This window comes from Paenibacillus septentrionalis (assembly GCF_042659865.1).
Lineage (GTDB): Bacteria > Bacillota > Bacilli > Paenibacillales > Paenibacillaceae > Pristimantibacillus > Pristimantibacillus septentrionalis.
Map to the genome: position 1 here is coordinate 155,377 of NZ_JBHSTE010000005.1, position 13,255 is coordinate 168,631.

11 protein-coding genes and 1 pseudogene are annotated in these 13,255 nt (G+C 44.5%); 1 reads left to right on the forward strand and 11 read right to left on the reverse strand.

What is annotated here, in order from left to right:
* Window positions 1-166: 166 nt before the first annotated feature.
* Window positions 167-1,228 (reverse strand): NAD(P)/FAD-dependent oxidoreductase, encoded by a 1,062-nt coding sequence (locus ACFP56_RS15590; RefSeq protein WP_379236185.1) that lies wholly within the window; start codon window positions 1,226-1,228, stop codon window positions 167-169.
* Window positions 1,229-1,560: 332 nt separating this feature from the next.
* Here ACFP56_RS15590 and ACFP56_RS15595 point away from each other — a divergent pair, with 332 nt between their 5' ends.
* Window positions 1,561-2,478, forward strand: a complete 918-nt coding sequence (locus ACFP56_RS15595) for an aldo/keto reductase (RefSeq protein ID WP_379236187.1) — start codon at window positions 1,561-1,563, stop codon at window positions 2,476-2,478.
* 55 nt (window positions 2,479-2,533) lie between these two features.
* Here ACFP56_RS15595 and ACFP56_RS15600 read toward each other — a convergent pair whose 3' ends face one another.
* From ACFP56_RS15600 to ACFP56_RS15645, 10 genes and pseudogenes are all read right to left on the reverse strand, one after another.
* Window positions 2,534-3,154, reverse strand: coding sequence for an RsiV family protein (locus ACFP56_RS15600; RefSeq protein ID WP_379236189.1), 621 nt, complete (start codon window positions 3,152-3,154; stop codon window positions 2,534-2,536).
* 188 nt (window positions 3,155-3,342) lie between these two features.
* Window positions 3,343-4,890 (reverse strand): annotated as a pseudogene (locus ACFP56_RS15605) (catalase); the annotation flags it as partial.
* A gap of 229 nt (window positions 4,891-5,119) precedes the next feature.
* Window positions 5,120-5,251: a hypothetical protein gene (locus tag ACFP56_RS15610; protein WP_379236191.1), complete on the reverse strand. Its 132-nt coding sequence runs from the start codon at window positions 5,249-5,251 to the stop codon at window positions 5,120-5,122.
* Between the two features lie 83 nt (window positions 5,252-5,334).
* Window positions 5,335-6,369, reverse strand: coding sequence for a diguanylate cyclase (locus ACFP56_RS15615; protein WP_379236193.1), 1,035 nt, complete (start codon window positions 6,367-6,369; stop codon window positions 5,335-5,337).
* Window positions 6,369-6,905, reverse strand: a complete 537-nt coding sequence (locus ACFP56_RS15620) for a PDC sensor domain-containing protein (protein WP_379236195.1) — start codon at window positions 6,903-6,905, stop codon at window positions 6,369-6,371. Before ACFP56_RS15620 ends, ACFP56_RS15615 begins: the two co-directional genes overlap by 1 nt.
* 137 nt (window positions 6,906-7,042) lie before the next feature.
* Window positions 7,043-7,786: a hypothetical protein gene (locus ACFP56_RS15625; RefSeq protein WP_379236197.1), complete on the reverse strand. Its 744-nt coding sequence runs from the start codon at window positions 7,784-7,786 to the stop codon at window positions 7,043-7,045.
* Window positions 7,787-7,817: 31 nt separating this feature from the next.
* Window positions 7,818-8,078, reverse strand: a complete 261-nt coding sequence (locus tag ACFP56_RS15630; protein WP_379236199.1) for a hypothetical protein — start codon at window positions 8,076-8,078, stop codon at window positions 7,818-7,820.
* A gap of 195 nt (window positions 8,079-8,273) precedes the next feature.
* Complete coding sequence (locus ACFP56_RS15635) at window positions 8,274-9,746, reverse strand: protein adenylyltransferase SelO (protein WP_379236201.1); 1,473 nt, start codon at window positions 9,744-9,746, stop codon at window positions 8,274-8,276.
* A 130-nt stretch (window positions 9,747-9,876) separates the two neighbouring features.
* Complete coding sequence (locus ACFP56_RS15640) at window positions 9,877-12,147, reverse strand: methyl-accepting chemotaxis protein (protein WP_379236203.1); 2,271 nt, start codon at window positions 12,145-12,147, stop codon at window positions 9,877-9,879.
* A 186-nt stretch (window positions 12,148-12,333) separates the two neighbouring features.
* Window positions 12,334-13,131: an alpha/beta fold hydrolase gene (locus tag ACFP56_RS15645; RefSeq protein ID WP_379236205.1), complete on the reverse strand. Its 798-nt coding sequence runs from the start codon at window positions 13,129-13,131 to the stop codon at window positions 12,334-12,336.
* Window positions 13,132-13,255: the final 124 nt, after the last annotated feature.

Here is a 13,255-nt window from a genome sequence, read left to right on the forward strand (position 1 = left end):
CTCCTTGCCATACCAAATGTATGCGCTACCATAAATTTCAGTGCTAAAAGATATCTGCTAATGATTGTAACACAGCCCGCCAGCTTTGTAATGTTAAAAAAGCAGTGCCGATAGTAGCAAGACGATTTCCCTCTCACTACTATCGGCACTGCCTAATAGGTCGCCATTATTGTGGCTGCTTATCCTTAAGCGCTTGCTTGATCAGCTCTTTGTTTTTTGCTTTGAAATGCTCATTGTGTGAAGATACCATGCCATACTCCAGCGCCTCCGGCTCAATATAGCGTTTGGCTGAATTGACCGCATTTACTGCATCCTGAAATGCGCCTGCAATCAGGTGTACCTTTCCATTATATTCGACTGCATCGCCGACTGCGTACAGTCCAGGCGCGCTCGACTCGCATTTTGGATTGGTCATAATGTAATAGTTGTAAGCCTCATCACGCTCAGGCTCGATGTCTTGATCGTAGCTTAGCGAGTGATCACGATTATACCCGTGATTAATAAGCACTTCATCTGGCTGCACCGTCATAAGCGACTGTGTCTGCTGGTTTTCTACGACCACTTCTGCGATTTCACTGCGATTAGGATGAGCGACTAATGCTTTGATCTGGGAATGTGTATAGATCGGCACTCCATGATCTTTAAGCTTCTTTACATGCGCTTCATGGGCAGGAAGCTCCTCTCCGCGATACACCACTGTAATATGCGCAGCAACCTCAAGCAGATCACATGCCCAGTCGATCGCTGCATTGCCACCGCCTGAAATAAGCACGCGCTTATCCTGGAAACGCTGAATGCCGCGAACCGTATAATGCAAATTGGACATTTCAAATTTCTCTGCGCCTTCCAGCTCGAGCTTCATCGGCTTAATAATACCGCCGCCAACAGCAACAATAACGGTTTTTGAATAATGCAGTTCCCCTGTTTGGGTAGTCAAGACATAGCAGTCATCTTGCTTCGAGATATGCTCTACCTTCGTATTCAGCAGCACCGTCGGATGAAACGTCAAGCCTTGCTTAACTAAATTTTCAATTAGTTGATGACCAGGGGTTGCCGGAAGCCCTCCGACATCCCAAATGAATTTTTCAGGATATATGTGTACTTTACCTCCCAAATGAGGCTGAAATTCAATCAGCTTCGTCTTGAGATCTCTTAGTCCCGCATAAAACGCACTATATAAACCACTTGGCCCACCGCCAATAATTGTTACATCATATACATCCTTCATCTGAGACCATCACTCCATCCAATTGAAAATACTTCTCAATACAGCATATCAAAAATTTGCAGGATGTTAATGGATTTTCACCATATTGTTCAAAAAAACATTTTCCAGCCTAACCATTTTCCGCTATATCTGAGTTGGACTGATAAAACACTGTATAACGCTTAAAAATGCGTCAAAGATGGAAATATGCTTGTTTTATACCATACAAACCATCGTTCATGCCATTGCATGGTTCGTTTGCAATATGGCAAAATACAAGTGTACAGTCCAGTAAAACCTTCATCTTGCATAGATCGATGCTGTACAGGATATCTAAAATGGGAGTGTGTAACATGAGAACAATTAAGCTAGGCACCTCAAATCTTGAAGTACCCGTTATTGCTGTTGGCTGCATGCGTATTAATTCATTGGATAAACAAGAAGCAGAACGCTTTGTTCAAACTTCCTTGGAGCTTGGCGCCAATTTCTTTGATCATGCTGATATTTATGGCGGTGGAAATTGTGAATCCATCTTCGCTGATGCTGTACATATGAATGATGATGTACGTGAAAAAATGATTCTTCAATCAAAATGCGGTATTCGCAAAGGAATGTTCGACTTCTCGAAAGAGCATATCCTGCAATCCGTAGACGGAATCCTTCAGCGCTTGCGGACCGATTATCTTGATGTTCTGCTGCTTCATCGCCCAGACACCTTAGTAGAACCGGAAGAGGTTGCAGAAGCCTTCGATCAGCTTGAACGCACTGGAAAGGTTCGTCACTTCGGCGTATCCAATCAAAATCCGATGCAAATTCAGCTGTTGCAAAAGTATGTAAAACAACCGATTGTAGCGAATCAGCTGCAGCTCAGCATCACGAATGCAACAATGATCTCCCAAGGCTTTAACGTTAACATGGAAAATGCGGCTGCAGTAAACCGCGATGGCAGCATTTTAGACTTCTGCCGACTAAATGACATTACGATTCAGCCATGGTCTCCTTTCCAATACGGATTTTTCGAAGGCGTATTCCTCGATAATGAGAAATTCCCTGAGCTGAACGCAAAAATTAATGAGATTGCTGAAAAATACAACGTGAGCAATACAACAATCGCAATCGCTTGGCTATTGCGTCATCCTGCCAACATGCAGCCAGTTACAGGTACAATGAACCTTGGCCGTATCGCAGACTGCGCGAAAGCAAGCGAAATTACACTAACGCGCGAGGAATGGTATGCAATCTTCCTTGCTGCAGGCAATATTTTGCCATAATGCATATAAAACAAGCCTCTTGCTTTTCCAGCAAGAGGCTTGTTTTATATGCATACTATTGATTAACCGCCATAATTCCTAACGGTCCATCTTCGTCTATTATGTCTGCAAGCTCATACACCGAGATCGGGAAAAACGGAAAGCCGAACGCATATGGCGTTAGCTCATACAGCTGAAAATACAGTACTAGCGATTTATCAGCAATATAAAACGACTGCTCGGGTGATATTCCCTCAAACGGAGCCAATAACCCAATGTCGCGCTGCTTGATTTGCTCTGCTACTAGTGCAGATAGCCTCTCCACATATGCACTTCCCGGCTTAAACAGCTGGGAAAGACTATATACCCGCTTCTTCTTCGTATCGAAGGTTAACGATCGCACCACCCTCATACCATGTGCAGCATGCTCGCGGTATATTTCATTAATTTGCGTTAAGCTCAATATATTGCGCTGATTATTTTTCAGCTCATAATAACCGAGCATATAGCTGATAGAAGAGAAATCCCCGCCTGTCTGCTCATCTACAAGCTCCTGCGCTTGCCTTGCAATCATTGTATTAACGGTTTTCTGCCATGCATGATCCGCTAAGCCAACTACCTGCGGATAATATACGACCAGCTCTTCCCTTAAACGAGCCTTGCGTGTTTTTATTTCAATCGGTAACGTCCAAGTCATACGATCATCCTCACTTTCGTAATATCGTATTCTTCATGCTTTACACATGTGCCTAGCGCCCGACGAAAAAAGATCAAATTTATAGCATTACATATTCACATCAAAAAGCCTCCTTGTAGAAGGATACACCATTTCTACAAGAAGGCGCCTAAGCTAAGTATTTGTCAGTTTCTATGTCGCCATGATCATTAATATGGATCAGAAGGCTCGCCAAGCTCCATCGCTTCATGAACAGCAACCTCATTTTTCGTTGGCTGCTCTCCCAGCGCTTTAAGCCCTTCTACGATACGTCTGCCGTACTCTGGATCAGCAGCTGTAAAATTGGCGATATGTGCGTCTTGAATCTCTTTCCGACATACGGCTAGATTCGCGACAAGATTGGAAATCAATTCATCACGCTCCCAATCGCTAAGGCGGCGATACGTTTCTCCAGCTTGGCCAAAATTGTTTTCGCGTGAAATCGTCTCACGTACCAGGTTGCCCTCAATATAAGGCGTAAACTCCTTGCCTGGGTTCTCGGCCTCCACCAATCTGCCAATAAAGGAAGGTTCGTAGTTGACATGCTTATTCTGGTCTTTACCAAAATCAGTACGGTAGTCCATCTGACCCGCTTCCTGATTCGTTGCTACATGAGTTCTCGGACGGTTTATCGGGAGCTGTAAGTAGTTGGCCCCTACGCGATGACGCTGCGTATCGGAATACGAGAACGTTCTGCCTTGAAGTAGTTTGTCATCAGAAAAATCCAGGCCATCGACAAGCACCCCAGTACCAAATGCGACCTGCTCCACTTCAGCAAAATAGTTGTCAGGATTTTTGTTCAAAACCATTTTACCTACTTTATGCCATGGGAATTGATCCTTATACCACAGCTTTGTCGGGTCGAGCGGATCAAAATCAAGGTCAGGGTGGTCATGATCCTCTATAATTTGAACATAGAGCTCCCATTCAGGATAATCACCGCGTTCAATTGCCTCATACAGGTCAAGTGTAGCATGATCGTAGCTGTGCTTTTGAATTTCATCCGCTTGCTTTTGCGTCAAATTGCGAATGCCTTGCAGCGGCTCCCAGTGATACTTGACAAGCACTGATTTCCCTTCCGCATTAACCCAACGATAGGCATGAACACCTGAGCCCTGCATTTGTCGATAATTTGCCGGGATGCCCCATGGTGAAAACAAAAAGGTTAGCATATGAGTCGCTTCAGGCGTTTTGCCTAAAAAGTCGAACATGCGCTCCGGATTGGAAACGTTTGTCACCGGATCTGGTCTAAAAGCATGAACCATATCCGGGAATTTTAATGGATCGCGAATAAAAAATATTTTCAAATTGTTGCCGACAAGATCCCAGTTGCCATCCTCGGTATAAAACTTAATGGAGAAGCCCCTTGGATCACGCAGCGTCTCAGGAGAGTGTCCACCGTGCACGACGGTAGAAAAACGAACAAAGACAGGGGTTTGCACCTCTGTATTCGTAAAGACTTTAGCTCTGGTATATTGGGAGATCGGTTTCCCATCCACCGTCCCATATGACTGAAAGTAACCGTGGGCTCCTGCACCGCGAGCATGTACAACCCGTTCAGGGATACGTTCGCGGTCAAAGTGGCTGATTTTTTCCAAAAAGTCATAATTTTCAAGTGTCGTCGGTCCGCGATTGCCCACCGTTCGGACGTTTTGATTGTTTGTTACAGGATGCCCTTGACGATTCGTCAGCATCGAATGGTCGTCATGCTCTTTGCTCAACATAATCCCTCCTATTGGATGATGTGAATAGTATTTCCAATACAGGTTGCATTATGTAAAAACCTAGAACTATTATTTAATTCGGACTAGCTATGTAGAAGGAAACGTTCCAATCAGCAAGTATATGCCGCACAGGACTATGAGACATAATAAAAAGCCCTGCCGTTTTACAAACGCGCAGAGCTTTTCTTATGCCGTTATAAATTAGTGATTTCAGAGCAAAAGCCTACTTATTTTTAGCTTTTCCTTGAATTTCAGGAACTGGCGGCATATCGTTTTTAGGTAAATGCATTTTATGATTGCTTTCTGTGCCATGGGGTTCTCTAGGGTCTGGTCTTCTCATCCCTTTTTTAGCCATTATTATCACCTCAATAATAGCATCCCTCAACGTACAATTATTATTCATTACAGCTCATTTATGATAAGTATAACAGCAGTTTATCAAGAAAGCTTTTCCGACAAACCAGTTGCCGTTCGATTTCGCCCGTTTCTTTTCGCTTCATACAAGCGCTGGTCAGCTAAATGAAATAGATCCACCGTATTATCTGCCTGTTCAGGAAAGGCCGCTACACCTGCGGATATGGTGATCTTTTCGCCGCATGGACTTGCTTCCGCACATACTGCTAGCCGTACGCGTTCTGCAATTTCCCAAGCCTCTGCCAAGCCTTTATCAGGCAGCAAAACAACAAATTCCTCACCACCGTATCTACAGCACACTGCATGTTCTCCCGCCGCAGCTTTCATCGTATTCGCCAAATACACGAGCACCTGATCGCCAACTGCATGACCATACGTATCATTAATGCGTTTGAAATGATCAATATCGATCACGATTAGTGCAAACCGAGTTTGCTCACCCACCCATAGTCTAAGCAGACTGTCTAACGTTCGCCGATTCGTCAACTGAGTAAGCGCATCTGTTTGTGATTCATGCGTAATATGATCTACCTTATCATGCAAGAAGCCCAAGCTTGACGTTAAAGCACGCTTTAATCGAATGGCTTCATAATACCATGCATTTACTTTTCGAAGCTGGTTGCTCGGATTCTGCTGCGTACTGTCTTCCGTTAGCAGCGCCATCTTTTGCAATGGCATAGCAATGAGCTTTGCTATAAAAAAGACAAGCACAATAGACAGCAGCAGTGACGGCAGCGAATTAATAATCATCTGTCGTATCATTGCATGGTTAGGTTTGAGCGCGATCTCTGTAGGCCGCTGCGCGACAATTCCCCAGCCCGTCTCTGGAACATAGGCATATCCTGCGAGCATATCGACCTCGCGGCTGTTCACAATCCGCTCTGCACCGCTTTCCTTGTTCATCAGCTTCTGCACAACGAGATTTTCATTAACCACATCATTTATACGCTCAGTGTCCTGATGATAAATAATTCTGCCTTCTTTATCCACGACATAAACATAGGAGTCGTCCTGATAAAAATGCTCACCAAGCAAATCATACAAAATGTTGTCTTCCATTAAATAATCGACCCGCCAACGATTCCCATATACGTTCCTTCGTCGTCAAAAATCGGATGCGATATAAATATGATGAAACGGCCTGTCATCGATTGGTAAGGGTTAGATATAAAAGGCCGCTGCTCACTCAACGCCTGCTTGCCCTCTTTAGAATCAATCATTTTGCCTACAAGATCCAATGTTTGCGGTGAAGCCGCTAGTATTTCCCCATCAGCAGCAGCAATGATAATGGAATTAAGCGTATCTGTCTGGTACTTCAAACGATTCGCTTCTGTTAATAGCAGCGCTGAATCTCGTCCATCCTTAATTAAAGGGGCCAGCATCTCTGAGCTGTATTGCAGGGTCTGCATCGTCATCGAGAAAAACATATTCGTCGTATTGGATAATTTTTGAGCATAAACCCGGTTAGTCTCAATTGTACTTTCAATCAAGTTCTGTTTGTTCATCCGGTAGCCGGATAAGGTACTGCTGAAAAATGTAAGAAGAATAGATAACATAGCAACGGCTAGTATTAAATATTTAAGCTTAAGTGACATTGACGCATTATGCGCTCCTTTGAATTCAATTAAACATACTATATCATAAAACGGTGTTTAAATTGGCTCTGTTTCATTAGATAGATATTAGAAAAGAAGCAGAATTTGTCTCCAATTTCACTCCTTTTCTGCTTGTCCTACGATTGATTCGCCCACTCCGTTACTTGTCTACTCATACTAGGCAAGTGTTCTGCAAATTGCCGCAACCTATGTCCATTTGCCCCAGAAGGATGTGGAAATCCCCATAATATACGCTGCTGATCAATTACTTGATCCTCTACGAGCAATCGCAGCAAGCCCTCCACCTGCTTGCCAAGTGGGATCACAGGAATGGACGGAACCTTTTCAAGCTGGTCATGCATATGCAGCTTGGCATACGCAGTCAGCATTTTATGCTTCAGTAAATGAGGCTGCGACCCTGTATAGTTGCGACCATGCAAAAATGCTGGGTATGGAATAACAGAGGTGGAATTGAGCCAGTAAGCATGCTGTGCAAACAAATCTTCACAGCTGTTTAAGCCTAGCCAATTGTCTATGCCTAGCTGATCAAGCATCGTAATAAGATTAACTCGCATCACTCCAGCGAATCGAGCTGTTTGCTTGGCCCGCATGCACGCTTGCTCGTCACTGTCTCCTTCAAGAATCGCTGCCTGTGCTTCTGCTAGTGCCAGCTTCATTTGGTGAAAGCCCGGTGTTAAGCCTACAATCATAAGCTTGGCATGCTCCATGATGACTTCATTATGTGGAGCGTAGTAAATGTCCAAAGGTTCAATTCGCTCCATCAGCAGATCCTCAGTAAGCAACTGCTCTTTCGTAAGTGACTTAATCGGAGGCATACGTTCTATAATATCTCGAAATCTGATAAAACCTTTTCCAATCATCACATGTCCTTCTAGCTCTATTCAAATTCTCTTATAATACGTTGACTTGATACGCATAGGTATGCGGGGGAATACTCATCGTCATAGCTTCACGATGCTTGATCTGTACAGTCATGCCAACCTCAAGCTTATCGAAGGTAATCTCTTCACCATGCATACCATACAGTTCAGTATGTTCATCACAATGCACGATCAAACCGAATTTATCAGCACCATCCAGTTGAATGCTTCGTTGATTTCCAATTCGTTGTGTACTGTATACGACTCCAACATACGCTGCACGCTGCTCCATAAACGGCTCACTCCTTCAGTAGATGAGTTGACCCTAAAAAAGGGTCTTGGAGTCAAATACGTACAACTCGTAAAAATGTTGCAGCTTAACACATGAACATATTTTGAAGCAATCGAAACAAAAATTAAAGCAGGACTTTTCGTGGCGAAAGTCCTGCCTGCTTATTGTTCTTATGGCTTGCTTTTTTATTTCGTATTACGTCCCGCAATACGTCACATAGCTGCAATCCAGCTGTTCAGACGGAGGCTCGCTGTAGATGCCGTGCTGCTCATCATAACGATAAGGATTTTGCAATACGGAGACAAACCGTTCCAGCTTCTCATAATCCCCTTCGTTAACCGCTGCTTCCAACGCTTCCTCTACGAGATGATTGCGCGGGATAACAACTGGATTACTGCTGCGCATCTGGTTGCTTGACTGCTGCTTGTCTTCAGACTGGCCCTCTATACGCTGCTGCCAGCGATCAAACCATTGCTGCCAATTTTGATGCTTGGCTATGGCTAAGCTGCTCCATTGCTGAAGCGTCATGTCGCGGAAGGTGTTCGTGTAATCGGCCTTTACATGCTGCATCATGGCCAGCAAGTCAAAGGCAAGCTGTTTATCATCTTCTTGTTCATTCATAAGCCCGAGCTTTGCACGCATGCCTTGCAGCCAGTACTGCTCATAGTGCGCGCTGAACTCCATCACTGCATCTTGAGCCTGCTCTAAAGCTATAGATGAATCGGCATGCAGGACCGGGAGCAGCGCTTCTGCAAATCGCGCCAAATTCCAGCCCGCGATTTGTGGTTGATTGCCGTATGCATATCGTCCTTGTCTATCAATCGAGCTAAACACCGTATCTGGATCGTAAGCGTTCATAAAGGCACACGGTCCGAAGTCTATCGACTGTCCGCTTATAGACATATTGTCTGTGTTCATAACACCATGAATAAAACCGACCAGCTGCCATTGCGATATAAGCTTAGCTTGACGCTTAACAACGGCTTTCAGCAGCTCTAGCGTGCGCTGCTCATCCATCGCGATCGCCGGGTAGTGACGAGTAATTGTATAATCTACAAGCTGCTGCAGTACTTCCGGCCCAGCCCAGTTAGCGGCATACTGGAATGTTCCGACACGTAAATGACTGTCTGCCACTCGGGTTAGGATCGCGCCTGGCAGTCTTGTTTCACGCTGTACTTCTTCTCCTGTTTCTACAACTGCCAAGCTGCGTGTTGTAGGAATACCAAGACCAAATAGCGCTTCGCTTATAATATATTCTCTTAGCATTGGTCCTAAAGCGGCTCGACCATCTCCCCCTCGAGAATAAGGCGTTCGTCCAGCTCCTTTGAGCTGAATATCTACCCGTTGCCCGTTTGGCGTAATATGCTCGCCGAGCAGCAAGGCCCGACCGTCTCCAAGCATTGTAAAATGTCCAAATTGATGGCCCGCATATGCCTGCGCAAGCGGCTGCGACCCTACAGCAAGCGCATTGCCGCCAAGGATCTCTGCTCCTTCCTCCGAATCAAGCGCATCTATATTCAAGCCCAGCGTTTTAGCCAATGACTCATTGAATACAGCAAATTGCGGATAAGATACTGGTGTAGGCTGCTGCATGCTGAACAATGACTCGGGCAAACGCGCGTAGCTGTTATCCCAATTCCAGCCGAATGCGGTTGAACGTTCCTCCATATTACATTGACCTTCCTTCTTATCGTCTTCTTGTTAGTATTCTTATTTCTAACTATAGCATACTCCTGCCATGTACCACATTATGGGAGTCATAATGATCCAATCAGAAGGTGATTCATTGATTAGCTAACTAATCTGATTTCACTTGAAATTGTGCCAGCATTTCCTTCAATTCCTTCGACAGCTGATGAAGCTGCTCAGATACCTGTACCAGCTCAGAGCTGATCGTTAATTGATTCGTTGAGGTTGACGCCACCTCTTCAGATATCGCTGTTGATTGCTCAGCTGTTGCACTGACATGCAGGATCATCTCCGACAAGGTTGATTGCGCAAGATGCAGCTTATTAGCTGATCCTGCTGTTTCATTGATTTTCTCAACAAAATCATTCATTCGAGCATCGACATCTCTAAACACCGAATCAACCTGCTTCGACACAAGCATTTGTTCCTGATAGATCGGATAGCTGTCATCTAATGCCTGCACCGTACGTTCAATTTCTTCGACTATCGTGCCAATAATTTGGTTCACAACAACGATGGATTCGCGTGATTGATCCGCAAGCTGACGAATTTCTTTGGCAACTACCATAAATCCGCGTCCGTTCTCGCCTGCTCGCGATGCCTCAATCGCTGCATTAAGCGATAACAGATTGGTGTGCTTTGCGATATTATCCAGAAGCTCTAGTATTTTTCCGATTTCTCTTGCACGAGCCGATAACTGCTGCGCACTTTCCATCGTATGGCGCGTCAGCAGCTCGCCTTTCGTTGTTTTATCAAGCAGCCTCTTCATCTGTACAATACCCTGATGGCTTTCTTCCTTTACATTTATGGCATGCTGCTGCATGATTAGATTGTTTTCCATCAGCGTAGACATTTCATCCTGAATAGAGGCGGCATGAACGCTGCCCTCTTCGGATTGAGAGGACAATACATCCGCACCACGGGCGATTTCATCTGTCGCTGCTGCAATTTCTTTCGCTGAGGTATCCATTTGCCGTGATACATGCTGAAGTTTTTGTGCCGTGGCAAGCACATAATCCAGCGCCCCGCTTGTTCGAGAAATTAATCCACTAATATTCTCTGCCATCTGATTAAAACTTTGTCCCAGCAACCCAATCTCATCCTTTCGCCTGCTCTGCATGCGTACAGACAAATTACCCTGCTCAACCTGTTTCATTAGAGAGGATATCTCTTGTATCGGAATACTGATCAAGCGTGCAATTGCGCCTCCTAACAAGACCGCGACAACAATGGCTCCACCTATTAACACCAACGTAACGGTCAAGATGTTGTCGATTCCCTGAGTAAGCTCTCGAAGTGGCATACCTTGAATTAGACTCCAGCCTGTCCGCTCGGAAGTGCTGTAAACAACTAGCTTCTCGTCTTGAATATATGAGCCGCTTTGTTCCGCTTGTTCTGGAAGCAGATAGATCCCATGCGTTCTTCGTTGAAGGGGCGCCGTTTCATCAGCAGTCGCTTCACTTGCGATATCGACATCAGCTGCTTCCGAGACAGTTGCTTGCAAAGAAGATTGTTCATGTATTGACTTCTGATCATTTGTCGAATCCACTTGCTTATCAAGTGAACTGGATGTCTCCTCATAACGATTATCCGTGTAAACGAGCTCACCTGAAGCCGTAATTAGCTCAGGCAGTTGACCGCCGCTTAATTCCAAATTTGCTAGCGCCTCGGCTATAACCTCTTCTTTAAATTCAATAAACAGCAAGTAATTTCCACTATTTGTTTTAAGCAGCTTGCCCATTGAGATATAGACCGTTTCAGAGCCTATTGCTCCCTTCGGAATTGCCCCAAGCCAGACCGCCTTGCCATTACCTTCAATGACCGATTGAAAATATGGTTGATAAAAGCTAATTGCCGCTGTCCCGTTGTTAGAGGAGAACAACGCCGATACATAATCTCTGCCCGTATCCACCTGTGTATAGATATGCTCATCAAACAGCTGAATATATACCTTGTTTGTTGTTGCCGTATGCTTAAGCTTATCCATGATTCTTCCTTCTACATTCATTCGACTCTGGTTCTCAGAGGCTCCAACATCGATGAGATTCAAGCGATAGGCGAGATCTCCCATAAAGCTTTGGTCCAACGCTAGCTGGATCGATATATTCTCATAAAAGTTCAGCAGATAATCCAGCTTTTCTGAAGTTTGCTGCAAGCTTTGTGTCGCAACTTCCGATACCTTTTTCTCCATTGCAGAGCTGGAGACATAATAAGAGACTAAGCCAACCGTAATAACCGTCACAACCATACTAACGACAAAAAACAAAAATAGCTTTGCGCCTAGCGTTTGAAAAAATGATGAAATTTTAGGGCGTACAATAGCTTCTTCGGCTGATATGTAAGCGTCTACATTTTGTTGTACTTGCTTTCTCTTTATCATAGAATTGCCCCCTGATAATTTATTAATAAAACCGTTATTCATTAACAAACATATTACTATACCAACTCAATATTGACAACATTAATGTTAATCAATAACTATTATATTAATGTTAATAACAAAAAAGGAGCAACCCGCTACTAATGACTAGCAGGCAGCTCCTATTTTCAGATTCTATCTGAGCATCTATTCTTGTTGAACAAGTCCAAGCCACTCCAGCACAACCCGATTAAATCTTTCCCGTTCCTCCCAGAACCCGCCATGGCCGCTATATAACAAAGGAATGAGCTGTGAGGTTGGCAGCTGCTTCTGCAGTGCCTCTGCTTGAGAAAACGGTATAACTTGATCATGAATGCCGTGCAGGATAAGTGTAGGCACAGTAATGGAAGATAAGTCAGCATGTAAATCAGCTTCACTCAGCAGCTTCATAATAGCAGCCGTTGACCACCCGGAAGCCTCCAGTCCCAAGTCAACAAACCATTGCTGAAACGCCCTAGTCGCATATTGAAAGAAAAATTGATTCGTTAGATCAATCAGCATGTTGGGTCGATCATTCAACGTCTGATCAATGATTGAATTTGCCGTTTCAGGCGGAATGCCTGTTGGAACTGCCGCATCAACCAGCACCAGTCCAGATACCCCTTGGCCTTGATGACGACTCATATAACGAACCGCTATAGCCCCACCTGTAGAGTGTCCAAGCAGAATAACATTACGCAATCCTAGCTGATCGATAACGACTCGCAAATCGTCAGCCAATCGATCGAAATCGTAGCCAAAATACGGCTTGTCGGATTTGCCGAATCCTCTCCAATCAAGCCCTATACACCTAACACCATACTGAGGAAGAACATTGAATTGATACTCGAACTGCTTATGGCTCAATGGCCAGCCATGAATAAATACGATCGTTGTTTTACCAGCAGGATTAAGGTCATGAATAAACAGCTTAACGCCTTTTTCCACCTCAACAAAATAACCCATCTTGTATACTCCGCCCTTCTCCGTTATATATGTTACATATATTCAGAAAAGGCTGGGCCAATGTCATTACGTGCTCGCCGATCGCAATACAAGTCAAAAAGGACGTGAACAAAAAGTAGATAAC

Coding starts and splice junctions, on each gene's coding strand:
- ACFP56_RS15640 (WP_379236203.1), bottom strand. CDS start 12,147: ATGATAAAGAGAAAGCAAGTACAACAAAATGTAGACGCTTACATATCA.
- ACFP56_RS15635 (WP_379236201.1), bottom strand. CDS start 9,746: ATGGAGGAACGTTCAACCGCATTCGGCTGGAATTGGGATAACAGCTAC.
- ACFP56_RS15595 (WP_379236187.1), top strand. CDS start 1,561: ATGAGAACAATTAAGCTAGGCACCTCAAATCTTGAAGTACCCGTTATT.
- ACFP56_RS15620 (WP_379236195.1), bottom strand. CDS start 6,905: ATGTCACTTAAGCTTAAATATTTAATACTAGCCGTTGCTATGTTATCT.
- ACFP56_RS15600 (WP_379236189.1), bottom strand. CDS start 3,154: ATGACTTGGACGTTACCGATTGAAATAAAAACACGCAAGGCTCGTTTA.
- ACFP56_RS15625 (WP_379236197.1), bottom strand. CDS start 7,786: ATGATTGGAAAAGGTTTTATCAGATTTCGAGATATTATAGAACGTATG.
- ACFP56_RS15615 (WP_379236193.1), bottom strand. CDS start 6,369: ATGGAAGACAACATTTTGTATGATTTGCTTGGTGAGCATTTTTATCAG.
- ACFP56_RS15630 (WP_379236199.1), bottom strand. CDS start 8,078: ATGGAGCAGCGTGCAGCGTATGTTGGAGTCGTATACAGTACACAACGA.
- ACFP56_RS15590 (WP_379236185.1), bottom strand. CDS start 1,228: ATGAAGGATGTATATGATGTAACAATTATTGGCGGTGGGCCAAGTGGT.
- ACFP56_RS15610 (WP_379236191.1), bottom strand. CDS start 5,251: ATGGCTAAAAAAGGGATGAGAAGACCAGACCCTAGAGAACCCCATGGC.
- ACFP56_RS15645 (WP_379236205.1), bottom strand. CDS start 13,131: ATGGGTTATTTTGTTGAGGTGGAAAAAGGCGTTAAGCTGTTTATTCAT.